8 protein-coding genes are annotated in these 14929 nt (G+C 60.6%); all 8 read right to left on the minus strand.

Translation table 11 applies throughout. The features are described 5' to 3' along the window. Window positions 1-28 precede the first annotated feature (28 nt). Window positions 29-2389, minus strand: coding sequence for a hypothetical protein (locus tag HZB60_07835; GenBank protein ID MBI5059672.1), 2361 nt, complete (start codon window positions 2387-2389; stop codon window positions 29-31). Between the two features lie 17 nt (window positions 2390-2406). Then, on the minus strand, window positions 2407-5418 hold the full coding sequence (locus HZB60_07840) for a TonB-dependent receptor (GenBank protein ID MBI5059673.1): 3012 nt from the start codon (window positions 5416-5418) through the stop codon (window positions 2407-2409). Window positions 5419-5662: 244 nt separating this feature from the next. Continuing rightward, window positions 5663-7690, minus strand: a complete 2028-nt coding sequence (locus HZB60_07845; protein ID MBI5059674.1) for a T9SS type A sorting domain-containing protein — start codon at window positions 7688-7690, stop codon at window positions 5663-5665. Window positions 7691-8007: 317 nt separating this feature from the next. After that, window positions 8008-8910 carry a class I SAM-dependent methyltransferase gene (locus HZB60_07850; protein MBI5059675.1) on the minus strand — a complete coding sequence of 301 codons (903 nt, stop codon included), beginning with the start codon at window positions 8908-8910 and terminating at the stop codon, window positions 8008-8010. Between the two features lie 320 nt (window positions 8911-9230). Next, complete coding sequence (locus HZB60_07855; protein MBI5059676.1) at window positions 9231-11420, minus strand: glutamine synthetase III; 2190 nt, start codon at window positions 11418-11420, stop codon at window positions 9231-9233. Window positions 11421-11475: 55 nt separating this feature from the next. Next, window positions 11476-11970, minus strand: a complete 495-nt coding sequence (locus tag HZB60_07860; GenBank protein MBI5059677.1) for a DinB family protein — start codon at window positions 11968-11970, stop codon at window positions 11476-11478. Between the two features lie 178 nt (window positions 11971-12148). Continuing rightward, window positions 12149-12514 carry a hypothetical protein gene (locus HZB60_07865; protein ID MBI5059678.1) on the minus strand — a complete coding sequence of 122 codons (366 nt, stop codon included), beginning with the start codon at window positions 12512-12514 and terminating at the stop codon, window positions 12149-12151. A gap of 259 nt (window positions 12515-12773) precedes the next feature. Further along, a complete protein-coding gene (locus HZB60_07870; GenBank protein ID MBI5059679.1) occupies window positions 12774-14912 on the minus strand; it encodes a choice-of-anchor D domain-containing protein in 2139 nt (712 codons plus the stop codon). Window positions 14913-14929: the final 17 nt, after the last annotated feature.

Here is a 14929-nt window from a genome sequence, read left to right on the forward strand (position 1 = left end):
CGGATGGGAAATAGTGTTCGCGTCTCGTTCATTTCAGCACCACAAACTTGTCGATTTTCTGCTCGGTGCCGCCACCGGGCTTCTTGTACTCAACCGTGTAGTAGTAGAGACCGCTGACGATCTCCTGACGGCTGCCGGTGTTCAGATCCCACACGTCACCGTCAGTCCCATTCGTGTGTTCGATCGTCGCCAGATGATCGCCGCCCAGAGAGAAGATGCGAATGCGGCAATCGCCCGCCGCCGTCGTCGCCGGAAGTCCCTTGAAGTAGAGCAGGCGAGGATAATAAATCAAGCCCGTCTGCGGATTGATTCGACCGCCCGCTTCGCCGGCGTGACTGCCCTTGTACGGATTCGGATAGACAAACACATGGTCCAGATTCGCCGGCGCCGTGTCGGTCAAGAACAGCGCGGCGGTCTTGGCATTGCCGGAAACACCGCTATAAAGGATGCCGGCGCCTTGCACGCCCTGATCGAAGGCGCGAACCACGTAGTAGTAGGTCTGGCCGGGGATCAAGTCCCGATCTTCATAGCAGTACTCGCCGGGAAACTGGTCACCGCAAAGCCCGGGCATGCCAAGATTGAAGTTCTGCCACTCGAACGGGAATTCGAGCGTGTCGATCCGGTCGTAGCCCGCAATCGTCTGCCAGTGCTCCTGATCCGTCGAACGCTCGATGGTATAGCCTTCGAAATCGGAAAGCCCGGTGATGGCGTCCACGGATGCTTCCGAGTTCGCCGCCCAGCGAATCCGCACGAAATCGTTGTACACGTCGAGGTTGAAGTCCGGAACATCCGGCGCGGACGGCCCCTGAAAGTCGTTCAGATACATCGCCAGCGCCCACTCGGCATTGCGTTGGCCTTCGGCGATGCTGCCACCCGCGATAAAGGCGACCGTGATCGGCAGCTCCTCGCCGGGCGGAATCTCGAAACCGTCGCTGAGCGCGTCGCCGAAGGAAATCATCATGCGCCAGTCGCCGAGCTGCTCGGTCGGCGGAAATTGATCGCCCGACGACATCATCGCATACTTGTCCGCGTCGAACTCCGGATCGCCGCCGGCAACGCGTTCGAAATTGGCAAACGTCACGCGGAGCTGCTCCAGCGCGACCGGGGTCTTGACGACCCGGATCGCGAAGATCCCGGGACCGTTGCCATCGGCATCCGCCGTGTCGTCGTACTGAATCATCATCAAGCGTTCGGGATCGTAGAAATTGCCGTCGTCAGTCGAACCGGCGTCACCGGATTCGCCCGGCGCGAGAATGTCCGGATCGGAAAACATGGCGATGTAGCAATTGCGCAAAGGCCGTTGGCCGATATTGCGAATCCGGTAGTCAAGCAGGATGAAGCCGGCGGCGTAGGCCTCGGGGAACGCATACGTGCGTTGCAGCATCTGAATCTGCAACGGGATGTGCTCGCCGCTGGGACTGGAGACATAAGTCTGACTGATGCTGTCCTGGAACACGCAGTAGTATTCCTGCACGCCGCGCGCTACGCCGTCTTCGTCGAACTCGCCGTCGCCGTCGTCATCATCGGACGCGACGTTGGCATCGCCGTCGAAATCGCTGTCGGCATAGTCCACCAAGCCATCCGAGTCATTGTCGATGTAATCCAGCGCCATGTTGCCCGCCGGATCTTCATCGATGAACGGCTCGGGATCATACTTGCAGTTGCCGTCGTGATTGATGTCGCCGGAAGGACCGGTATCACTCGTGTTGTCGTCGTTATCGACATCCACGTCTTCCCACGTGTTGCCCTCATGGGCGACGCTGTCTTCGTCGATCAGACCATCTCCGTCATCGTCATAGCCGATCAGACCGGCGCCCTTGTCGTAGTTCTTCGACGGGCGGCCATCGCCGTCGTAATCGTTGGCCGGATTGCCCGCCCAGTCGCCGTCGTCGTCGATATCCTTCGCACCATACTGGTAGGACTGATCGCCAAACGTCGAGAAATTCTTGGACAGGATGTGCCAATCGAAATCGGTGACCGCGCCGACCGTGCGATTGAAGGGCACCGTGCCCAAATGCACCGGCCAGAATTCGCCGGTCCCGTTGTCGCCGTCGGTCGCCGTGGTCACACGCTGCTGACCGTCCACCACCGCGCCGACCCAAACCCCGGCCGAAAACAAGAAGTCGCTGCCGGAGTTCAGCGGAAATTCAAAGCCGCGAAAGCCCGGAGTGACGTCCGGATTGCCCGCTTCGCCGTAGTTCGAGAGGGTCATGCGGACGTTGCCGATGTCGTGCATGATAAGATCACGCGTGGACTCCGGGTCCGCATCGTCGAGGGCCCGGTGCCGATTGTCGCGCGGTACGACCGAACGAGCGATGGCAAGAGCGGCGCCAAACAGCAGCACCGCTCCAACCAGCAGCGCAACCCACCGGGTTAAGACTCTATTCATGGAAGGTTCGCTCCGCATTAGAACTCCACCGCCAGGCCGGCGCGAACGAGACGACGCTCGTCCCACGCATCGGGATTGGCGCCACTCCGCGGCGAGTAGCCGTAGTTCGGAGAATTGGAGTCGTTCACATATCCCGGCTTGCCGTCGAGGTACGTGTCAATTGTGAAGGTGTTGGCGTCCCAGCCGACCACGTTCAGCGCGTTGAACACATTTCGCACTTCCAGCAGCAAGCTCCAATTCAGGCCGCCGTAACGAAACGCGCGCGCGATATTCAGGTCCGTCGTGTAAACCCACGGCGTGTGCTCGGTAAACTGCTGATCGGGAATCTCCTCCCCGGTCAGACCGGTCGGCGTGTACGGCAGCCCGGACAGCGCTTGACTCAAGACGTTGATCTGCCAACCCGTACGCAGCCAGTCCGCGGAGAACGGCGCGCCTTTGAGCGGGTAATGGAGTCCGACATTCGCGACCATCTGATGGCGACGGTCCCAGGCCACCGGATTCTCCTTCTTCGGCCGCACGTAATTCGGATCGCGCGCTTCGTCGGAGCCGATGTCGTAGGAATTCTTGGCGTTCGCCCAGGCGAGCGTGTAGGTCATGCGACCCGACAAGTTCGCGGAATAGCTTTTCGAGACGTTGAACTCGAAGCCGCGCACCGAGCCATAGTCGATGTTGTAGTACTGCGAGAAGTTCACGCCCTGAAAGACCGGCTGGCCGTCTTCCTGGCGCTGGCGGTTGACGGAACCGGATTGGATCAGGTTGTCAATGTCCTTGTAATAGGAGCCGATGTCCAGCAGGAAGTCCGTCGCAAACTGGTGACGTACGCCCAACTCATAGGCAATCGTCTTCTGCGGCTTCAATCCGGGGTTGCCGAGGATCGGCGTGCCGCCGGTCTGCAACTGGTTCACACCGGTGAAGTAGTAGTCGTCGCGGCCCCGCTGATAGAAGTAGCCGTAGTTGAAATGAAAGACGTCGCGATCCGTGACGCTGTAGGCAATGCCGAGCCGCGGTGACCAGTAGGCACTGCCGCCCTCGATGGGCTTGTCATAGTAGTAGTAGTTCTGCTCACCTTCGTCAAAGCGGCGATCGTCCAGCGTCTTGCCCGAGATCTTGAAGTAGTCCATCCGCAGTCCGGCGGTCGCGATGACATCGCGATATTCCATCTTGTCCTGCGCATAGAAGGCCGCGGAATTCGGGTAGTAGCGATAGACGTCCGTGTAGATCCCCGCCCCGTCGTTCGCAATCGTCGGGTAAGGACGATCTTCGGACGCCACATTGCGATAGCTGTATTCGAGACCGGCTTTCATCAGATGCCGGTTATTCACCTGACTTGTCAGATCCGACTTCCACGTCAGTGTCGTGGATTCAAAGCTCGCCCAATCGGGAACCAGCTGCTGATAGTTGCCGCCCAAGCCGTCACCGGCGATGTGGAAGCCATAGACATCGGGATACTGATTGCCCGGATTGCCGGAGTCATACAGGCCGTCGCCGTCGCGATCGGTAAACGGCTCGCCAATGTCATAGCGACCGTTGCCGTTGCCCTCGGCGTCCGGCAGATCTACCCACGCTTCGGGCCGTTCGCCGTACTCATTCGGTCCCTTGTTGCCGCCGGCCAGCGTGCGATCCGTGCGATAGCCGCCCAGCCGGAGCGTGTAGTACGTCTTGGAACTCAAATTGTGGTTGAACGTGGCGTAGTACTGCTGATCCTGCGTTTGATCCGCGCGCGTGTGATCGTTCGCGTTATACGAGTAGTACTGCAGGTCTTCGTCCACCAGCCCGTCGCCATCATCGTCCTGCCAGTTCAGCGCCTCTTCATCCACACGACCGTCGGCGTCGTCGTCGATGTCGAAGAGATTCGCAAAGCTCTCCGCGTCACTCGCGTATGGCTGGATGCCGGACAGCGCGTGCATGCCCAGGGACTGCTCGTCCAGACTGAAATCGTCCGGGAAGCTACGGCTGAGCCGGTACCAGTACGGATTCTCCCAACGCTGCGCCTGATTCCAGCCGAACGTGAACTTGTACTTGGGCTGCGGAACATAGGTGAGCTTGAGCACCGAGTTGACGTACGATTGATTCTTGCGCACGTCCATGCCGAGCAGATCGGTGACCTGATGACGGTAGTAGCGATCACTGTCGATCCACGTCCCGCGCAGGTTGGTGTTTCGCCCCCAGACCGTGCCGGAACCAAACAGAAAAGCCTCGCCCGGAATCGTGACGCCGAGCCGCGGCAGCAGCTTCTGCGTGAGCGGTTCGGGACCGGAGACGGACCCTTCGGAGTAGTCGTAGTCCTGATAATGCTCGCCGCCGGCGAAGTCGTTCACGTGCTCGATCCGACCGTGATACTGCGGATCGCCCTCTTTCACGATGAGATTGACCACCGCGCTCTGAGCTTCACCGTACTCGGCGTTGAAACCGGCGGTGAGGACCTGCACTTCGCCGATCGCCGCGGTCGGAACGTCCATCGCCCGCTGCTGGAATTGCTGGTCCTTGGCCGGCAAGCCATCGATCAAGTAGAGAATCTCGTCGCGACGGCCGCCGCGGACGTGGATGTTCTCATTCTTGCCGACCGCACCGGCAGTGGTGGCCAGCGCGTCACGATAGGTCGTGACCGGCAGCTCGGTGATCTCCGTCGAGCCCAGTGACTTGATCGTCGCCGCGTGATCGCGTTTGAGCACGTCGGGCGCCGCCACGATCGTCACTTCCTTACCCTGAATCACCGACTGCGTCAAGGTGGCCGTGAGCTCGTAAGTCCCATCCGCGACCACTTCCACGCCCTGGATGTTGAGGGTCTCATACCCGAGGGACGTGATCTTTAAATCGAATGTGCCGACCGGAACGTTGAGGATGAAGAACTCTCCGTCAACGCTGGACGACGCTCCCATCGTCGATCCCACCACCATCACGGCCGCACCGGGGATCGGGTCGCCCGATCCGGCATCCGTTACAGTGCCGGAAATCTTGCCGACACCGGCTGCCCAAACGGCCGCCGGCACCAGCACGATCAACAGGAGCAAACATGTCAACCGCTTCATGGTTCACCTCCGGATTCCTTGTCGAATCCGCTGTTCGCATCCAAAGTGTATTGCAAAATGATCATCTCGGGGTTCCACGGTGAGCACGCCGGGCGTCGAAGCGACGTTGATCCCGGGCCATAGTCACATGTCAAGGGGGGATTTGGTGGGGACGATTTCGCACTCCCGGGCGCGATCGTCCCGTATAGAAGGGAAAGCCCCGGGACGCCAAGTCGGCGTCCCGGGGCTGAAGGATCGCGGCCCGTTATTTCACGAGCACCATCTTGCGCGTGGCGGAGACGCCGTTCGCGCTCAAGCGGTAGAGGTAGATGCCGCTGGGCAAATCATTCGCGTTGAACGTCACGCGATGCGTACCCGCGCCTAACGCCTTGTCATTCGCGAGCACGCGCACGACCTGACCGAGGGTGTTGTAAACGACAAGATCAATCCGCGCATTCGCCGGCAGATCAAACATGATCCGGGTCTCGGGATTGAACGGATTCGGGAAGTTCCCGTGCAGCGCAAACTCCGTCGGCTGCGTCGCCATCGGCTCTTCCACGGCCAACCATTCGACACCCGCGATGATGATCTGGGTCTCGGTATTGGAGTAGTTGCCGCCCACGTCGTACCCGTCGCAGTAGAAGAAGATGCTGTCGCCCTGCTGAATGCCGCCCGTCGCCGTGTCCGGGATGGTGAAGAAATACCAGCCGCTCAGGGTACCGGGGACGGTGTACTGAACGCTGTCCTCCGTCACATAGGAATCCGAGCCGCCCACGGTGGGACGCCAGTTCACCCACGGTCCGGTCACCGTATCGATGCCGTTCCCGTCCTGATACAAGGCCTTCACCACGTACGGCCCGAGGGTCGTCGCCGGCGTCAAGAGCTGCATATCGGTCACCGTCGGAGGAGTGATATCCGTCACGCCGGGAGCGCCGCTCAGGGCGACGTAGGCCACGCCGTTCTCACCGCCGCAGAGTTCCGAGACCAGCATCGTCCCGGCATTGATCTGATCCGTCTCGTAGTGCACCCGAGTGCCGAAGTCAACCCACGTCGCGCCGCCGTCGGTGGTGCGCACCGTCTCGATAACCTCACCCGAGAGGAAGTTCGTCGCGGTATTTGACGTCATGACACCGCGATTCGCATCCCACCACCACAGGTGCGGAATGTACAGCGCATAGTAGTACGTCGTGTTCGTGTCGCGCAGCGTCGTGCAGAACGACTGAGTCAGACCCGTCCACGCGCCGCCATTGTAGTTACCTTCATCGTACGCCCGGAACAGACATTGCGGGGTGCCCGGTTGCAACGAACCGACCGTTTCGCCCAGCACCACCCATGGGTACTGCGCGGCCGGATTCACGCTCATCGACGGATAGCGGGTCGTGCTCAGGATCAGGTTCGCCGTCGATGTGAACGTGGCGCCGTAATCGTTCGATAGGTAAACCGAGACGCCGTTCGCGTCCGGATTACGGAAACAGAGGTAGAGGTAGTTCGCCGCGGCATCATAGGCAATCGGCTTGCAGCCGCCGAACATGTAGCTGTACGGGTGACCGGAGTACTCGGGGAGCGAAATCACCGTGCCGGCCGCCATCGTCGAATGGTTGAACCGCACGACATATTGGTCGTAGCCCTCGGCGCCGGTATTCTGATACTGCGCCCACGCCCAGGTGTTGTCGCAGCGATCCGGCATCTTGAACAGGCCGTCTTCCGCCGCGTCATCCACTCCCAAGGCCGCTCCCGCGGCCAAGACCCACGGCGTCGCCCACGTTGCGCCATTGTCGGCGGACTTCGACGCCCAGAGCGAACTCTCGCCGCTGGAATTCGTCCCCCAGATCACGCAAACGAGGGTTCCGTTGGCGGCGCGACTGACATCGGTATGACCCGGTGTCGAGCTGTAGCCACGGTCAAAACTATTGCTGCCTTCCGCCATCACCAGCACCGGCGTGAAGGCCGGACCACTGAGCGAGTAGACGCCCGGCGTCGCCGCCGTCGCCAACGTGATGACATAACAAAGCTCGCCATTGGCCATCACCACCGCGCCGAAGTCCGGAAACGAGCTCTCGGTCGGGGCGAAGGTGCTCAGGTCGCCGGCCTGAGCCAAGGTCCACGTCGCGCCAAAGTCCGTGGTCTTGGAGTAGCGTAGCTGATTCTCGTTCTCATCGAGAGTTCCATGCCGCGCGATTCGGTTCCGCGCAGCCATCTGGTCATCACTCAGTCGAGACGGTGCGGCGATGGCGATTGAGGCCGCCAGACACGTGAATGCAACCAGCAAGCGAAGATTCGCAGTGTTCAACATGATCCACCTCCCGGTTTGATTGTTTTCCTGCGAGCGATATTTGCGTTCGGAGTTGCGGTATTACTCGATCATCAAGCTTTTCGGTACGTCAGAAGCGGGCTTGTTGCCCAAAAGACATCGCCCAGGCACCCGTCCCCGGGTGCCCGGAATCTGAGAAGAAGTTTATGAATGCAATGATGAGCGGGGAGTGACTCACTCCGATTCCGGCGGGGTGAGGGCACCCCGCTCGGCGGATTTTGGTTTGGGCAACAAACCCGAAGCCGAGTGACGGCCCGGCGAATTACGAATCCGCTCCCGGTATCGCGGTCCCGCGAAAATCAGCGGACCTTGCGCATCCAGAAACTGCCCGGCCAGACCCGTTCGCGGGAATAGGATGCAAATGCGGCGGCCAGCTCCGCCGGATGTTTCATATGCAGGTAGCTCGCCGCAAACAGAATCTCAAAGGCATCATTAAACGACAGGAACGCCTGCAACAAGTACTGTTCCGTCCAGAAGCGAAATTCGTCTATCACCCAGTAACGCGGGTACTCCGCGGGGAGGAAGATGTCATGCACGTGCACGATCACGCCCGGTTGCAGTCGCGGCAGCAGCTCGAGAAACTCAAACTGCACGTCGCTGCCGATCTTGAGCACATGGCTGGAGTCAATGAACAATATGTCGTCGCGCGCGAGTTCGGAAAACTTCGCCAGCGGCACGCGCTGAACCGGATCGGCAAGTATGCGCGTCAGTCCCGGCAATCCGGCGTGAATCGCCTTGTTGGGGAACGGATCAACGACCGTGTAGTCGCAGCGGTACCCGGCGGTCAGCTCCCCGTTCCGGCGAACCGCCTGAGCAGCCAGCAGGGTTGAATTGCCCGAGCCGATTTCAATGATCCGCCGCGGCTGGAAGCGCCGCACGAAGCAATACAGGGCCTCGCCGTCGATGCTGGCAAAGGCGCCATTGTTCACATAGTATTGAGCGGGGTCCGACGTCCGGTCGCGAGGAAGGGCGTCGTACTCTCCTTTATAACTCGCTTTGAAGGCGTCGAGAAGCCGGAGTTGCTCAATTTCATTCAGGTTAATTCCCGGCAGTTCTGATGGGCTGGTCCAAAGCTCCTCGGAGAGCTCGCGCGTGTCGGGAATTGGCTCATAGAAATGATTGGGAGTTACATGAAAACCAAGGAACTGAAACAAACGAAATGGTTTCTTGATGATGAAACGTGCGTTCTCGAGCTTGGCCATCGTGTTTCAGAGTGAATTCCCCGGGTCCTCCCTTGCGCGCCATGGTCGAACGGGTCGTCGAATATGACAAATACTGTGCTATTTATGCGCACTATTCGTAAGATATAGCAAGTTTATCTCTTTGTCAAGTCCTAAGTTATCCTACAATGCAATTTTCGCCGGGAAGCGCTGCGGAATGGGCCACTTGCCAGCCGTGCCGGTTGCTCAAGCAGAGGAACCCGGAGTTAATGCAGATGCTGTGCCACGATCGGCCCGAAAACGAGACCACCCGGTCCTCGCGAAGGACCGGGTGGTCAAAAGTCAAGCGTTGGGGTCGCTAATTACGCAGAGAACAACAATTCACGGTACTTCGGGAGCGGCCAGAGGCGATCATCGACCAGCAACTCGAGGGCGTCCCCGGCGGCACGGGTTTCAGCCATGGCGGGCAATACCTGGTTGCGGTATGCGGCGGCGTGCGCAAGCTCGTCGCCATGGTTCGATTCGGCGGACTTCCGAGCGTCCTCTTGGTTCTCCAGCGCGATGAGCAGCCGGTCAATGGCCGCCGTCAGAGTCTTGAGGGCATGATGCTGGGGCTTGGCGGGGGTCGCCACGACATGCTCCATGGCCTGCACGGAAGCGGCCATGCGCTGCTGGTACTCCAGGGCGGCCGGCAAGATGGAAGTCCGACCCAGGTCGGCCGTCAGCGCTGCCTCGATACTGATCGTCTTGACATAGTTTTCCAACATGATGCGGCAGCGACTGCGCAGCTCGTCCTCGGAAAGCACTTTCACCTTCCCGAACAGCTCAAGGGTCCGCGGCGCTACAAAGACGGGGATCGCTTCGATACAAGATTTCAAATTCGGCAGACCCCGTCGTTCCGCCTCCGCGTGCCACTCCGCCGAGTAGTTATCACCGTTGAAGACGACGGCGGCGTGTGCCGTGAGCTCCGCGCGGACCACCGCGCGGACGGCCTCATTCAACGGCTTGCCCTGGCCGAGCGCCTGCTCCAACTGCCCGGCAATCGCGTCCAGCGATTCCGCCACAATCGTATTCAGCACCATGTTCGGCCGCGCGACATTTTGACCCGAACCCACCGCGCGGAACTCGAATTTGGAACCGGTATAGGCAAAGGGCGACGTACGATTGCGGTCGGAGTCATGCATCGGCAGCGGCGGCAGCGTGGAAACGCCGATATCGAGGAACTGCTGCTCGCGCCGGCTCATCGGCTCCCCATGGATGAGCGACTCGACTACCTCGGTGAGCACGTCGCCGAGATAGATCGACATGATCGCGGGCGGCGCTTCGTTGGCGCCCAGCCGGTGATCGTTGGCCGGGGTCGCCACCGAAGCGCGCAACAGATCGGCGTGGGAATGCACCGCGCGAATGACCGCCGTGAGGAAGACAAGGAATTGCGCGTTCTCCTGCGGCGTACGGCCCGGGTCCAGCAAATTCACGCCCAGATCGTCGGCCATCGACCAGTTGTTGTGCTTGCCGCTGCCGTTGATGCCGGCAAACGGCTTTTCGTGAAGCAAGCATTCAAATCCGTGCTTGTGCGCGACGCGCTTCATCTCCGACATCACCAGCATGTTGTGATCCGTAGCCACGTTGGCGCGCTCGAAGACCGGCGCCAGTTCAAACTGCGACGGCGCCACTTCGTTGTGCCGGGTCGTGACCGGAATCCCCAGCTTGTAAAGCTCGCGCTCAAGATCTTCCATGTACGCCAGCACGCGCTGTTTGATCGCTCCAAAATAGTGGTCCTCCATCTCCTGACCTTTGGCCGGCCGGGCCCCGAACAGCGTGCGACCGGCCGTGATCAGATCGGGGCGCTGCAAGAAGTAACGGCGATCGATCAGGAAGTACTCCTGCTCGCAGCCCAGAGTCGTGATGACACGGGAGGCCGTGCGGTTTCCGAACAGCCGCAACACGCGCAGCGCGGCGCGACTGATCGCGTCGATCGATCGCAACAACGGAGCCTTCTTGTCGAGCGCATGACCGCCGAATCCGAGAAAGACGCTCGGAATGCACAGCGTCTTGCCCAGCGTGCCTTCCATCAGAAACGCATTGCTCGTCGGGTCCCACCCGGTATAGCCGCGCGCCTCAAAGGTCGCGCGCAAACCGCCGGACGGAAACGACGACGCATCAGGCTCGCCCTGTAACAAGTTCTCGCCCGTGAACTCCGTGATCACACTGCCGTCCCGAGTGGGCTGCAGAAACGCCGAGTGCTTCTCGGCCGTGAGTCCGGTTAGCGGATGGAACCAGTGGCTGTAATGCGTGGCGCCGCGGCTGAGCGCCCAGTCTTTCATCGCCGCGGCCACAACGTCCGCCGTCGCGGGATCCAGCGGCACCCCCTTCTCGATAATCTCGAGCATGTGCTGATATACCTGCTTCGGCAGCATCTGACGCATGGTCGTGAGTGAGAATACGTTCTGCCCGTAAATCTCGAGCGGAGACGACACGTAGGCCGTTCCGTTGGCAACCGGGGAACTCTCGAGGCTCGGCAGTGCGTCGCGACGTTTAGGGACTGTGGTCATAGGGGCTTTCCGAAACTTTGAATTTGGCAATGCAAAAACGTGATCCCGAACGTGATTAAGCGCCGGCTTGGCTGACCCAGCGCGGAGCATCGTCGATATTTTGCCGCAGCAGCAGGTTCAATTGCCCCGCGTGGTGCTGGACGTGGCGCATGTTGTAGAGCAGGATTTCGACGACATTGAAATCCTTCCGGCCCGCGCGAAACCGATGCTGGACGGTCTCCTCCGTGAGCGATGCGATCCGGGCACGGCATTTCCCACGGCCGTAAGCGAGGTAGTTCAATAGCTCGGCCTGAGTATAGACGCGATCGGGAAGCAGCCCGGCGGGGTCCATCTCGTCGAGATTGAACGGCGGCGGCGGTGCGAAGGTCGCGGGCGACTCCGAAAGATAATAATCGAGCCAGAACAGCGTATGGTACGCCGTGTACCAATATTCAGGGACCAGCGACCGCCTGCCCCAAAGCTCCGCGGGACAGGCGCGGATCGCATTTTCAAGCATGTCGATGGCCGCGCCGAATTGCTGCCAGAGGATGGTGCGGATCGATGAGTCCATAGAACCATTGACTGAATAACTAAGACCAAGACTTGCTGCGCTACGCCAAGACTCCGGCAGTGTGCGCAGACCCTGCTCGGGGTGAATGCGAAAGCGGGGCACCGGAGACCTGTGCCGCCAGGACGATTGGCCAAGTGAGATTCCGGCAGGGACACAGTCCCTGCTCGGCGGAAGAAAGCTACGGATTGAACCTCGCGATCACTTTGGGTTTGTAGTCTTTGTCCACGGCGACGAAGACGACGCTGGTGTGGACCACGAGACGCTCGCCGGCCGTGAAGCCTTCGATCGCAAAGCGAATGCTGGTCTTGCCGACCTTCACGTCGGACACATAGAAGTCCACGATCTGCCCTTCCCACACCGGCTGGTGAAACTCGAGTTCACCGAATTTCAGCGTCACCAGCAGCTCCTCGCCGGTGTGCTGATGCGCGAAAATCGACGCGGCCTCATCCAGCCACGCCATCATGTTGCCGCCAAATAGAGCACGCCGCAGCCCTACGTCAAGGGTCTTGCAGATCTTGGAGGTCACTTTGATTCTACCGTCCACGTTGCGCGGCCTTTCGGGCTGGTCCGATTCCGGCAGGGTCGGGAGACCCGGCCCGGCGAAAGTTTACAAGTGATGTGCCACCGGCAGGAGCGGCTGAGCACCATTCCGGCAGGGAAGGAATCCCTGCTCGGCGAGGCAGGTGCGCGAAGACGCGCCCCCCCCTTGGTCCCCCCACATCGTGGGGGGAGACCCGATGGCAACAACACGGGCGGGTGATGAGCCCGCCCCGCGATTGCCTGATGATATCAAAGGGTCACGACTACTTGAGCAGCAGCATCTTGCCGCTGCCGCTGAATCCGGACGATTCCAATCGGTAGAGGTAAAGGCCCGACGCGAAGCGCGTGCCGTCGAACTCCACGGCGTGACGGCCGGCGGACTGGGTTTCATGCACCAGATCGGCCACGACGCGACCGTTCACATCGAACACTCGCAGCGCAACCACTCCGGAACGAGCCAGGTCATAGGCGATGGTCGTGGACGGATTGAACGGATTCGGGTAATTCTGCTCAAGACGATAGGTCGCGGCCAGTCCGCGCGGATCATCCGCGGCCGACACGACGCCATTGCCCGACAGATAGACCGTATCCGGCGAGGATGGCGCGGAATGGAAGATCACCATGTTGCCACTGACCGGCCCCAGTTGCGCCGGAGTCAGACGGGGACGCAGAATCAGTGATTGCGTCGGATTTAGCACCACCGGACCCGCGAAGCCCATCGAGAACGGTGAGTCAATCTGAATGCTATTGATCTGAAGTTGAACGTTGCCCTGCGCGCGCAACACGACCGCGAGACTGTCGATGTCACCCACGCCGACGTCCCCAAAATTGAAGCTCGTGCCGTTCTGGAAGTGCAACGTCGATTCCGTCGAGAAGCCGACCATGCTGCATGTCAATTCAGCACCGGGACCGCCGTGCGCGATCGTCAGCGTCCCGGTCTGCTCGTTCAACTGCTGCGCAAGATAGGTCATTGTCAATTCGAGTTGACCTTGCGCGGGAATCGTCTGCGGCGTGTTCGGCGACACCGTGAACGGCCCGGTCGTCGTCAACGCGGAGACCGAAAGTGCCGTGTTGGCCGGGTTCGCGAGGACGGTCGTGCGTGTGACCGGAACTCCGAGCAGTGTGGAGTCGAAATCCAGCGGACAGGTGGTCAGGTACGGATCCGCGGCATGATAGATGTCAAAGATCAAATCATAGAGCTGAACCGTGCTGCCGCCGCCGGACGCGACCTGCACCATATAGCTGCCGCCCTGCGGGGGGACCGCATAGCGGACGATCGCCTCGGCTTCGCCCGCCGCATGAGTATCCGCGAACACCAGCAATTGCGTGCCGGACTCATTGCGCAGGAACAAGTTGAGATTCTGGTCGTCAACCGTGTTAATCAGCGAACCGGCGTTGCACGAGCCATCACCGTTCTGGGTGCCGTCGAGGTACTCGGAGCCGACGGGTTGCAGCGTGATCGTCACCCCGCGCCCCGCCGGAACGGAAAACGTGTAGTAGTCCTCATCACTGTTATTGTTCAGACCGACGGGTGTGACCGTGCGATCTTCATTCAAAGTCCCCAGCGGAGTCGCCGTGGCCGGGCTGTCGTTATTCTCGTAGCGATCCCCGTAGTTGCGCTGCGCAGCACGGATATCATCATGCTGCGGTCCGTCGAACGACGACGAATAGTAAGGCTCGAGCAACTTGGTGCCGTTCGCCGGGCAGACGTGCGAGAGACCCCAGCCGTGGCCATGCTCGTGAGCCACAATATTGCGGAGGAAGATGTGATTCTGCGAGAGCGACCCCCAGTTCTCATAGGAATCGAGCACCATGTCGCCGCGATCGGGAAAGTAATTGTAGGCGAGCACGCCACTGGCGCCGTCCTGCGGAACCGCCACGATCCGGACATCTCCACGAACGCCGACGATGCCCGCGGACTGGCCGCGAAACGCCGCGCCGTCGTCCACGTCCTGATTATAGGTCAGGCCCGAGACGTTCGCCCACCCGCCAAAGATGCCGGCGAAGATGCCTTGCCATTCCGCCTCGGAATCAAAGAGCTCGTTCATGCGCTCGAAGAGGACGTTGGGCTGACCATCCGCGCTCACTCCGTCAGGCACGAAGCTGTAGGTCAAGTGTACCGGCTCGCCCTGCGCGCCGGTCCCGCCGTCGGTGGCCGTCTGGCTCCAGCGTTCGCCGATGTTGAAGTCCGCCGAGGTCCGCTCCCATATCCGATGCTGCCATTCCGCCATATAGTCGGCCGGCGTGCCCGGAGCGAAACAGACGGCAAGCGGCGGACGGCACGGATCCGGTTGATATATGGAGACAATCGGACGTTCCGCGACGGAACCGACCGAACCACCACAGATCAGAATTGCGAGGCAAAGCAGGAAGCCGCCGGTGAGCAGTGCGACAGTTTTCATGGCCAGGGAAACCCCTA

It is taken from the genome of candidate division KSB1 bacterium, assembly GCA_016214895.1.
Taxonomy (GTDB): domain Bacteria; phylum Electryoneota; class RPQS01; order RPQS01; family RPQS01; genus JACRMR01.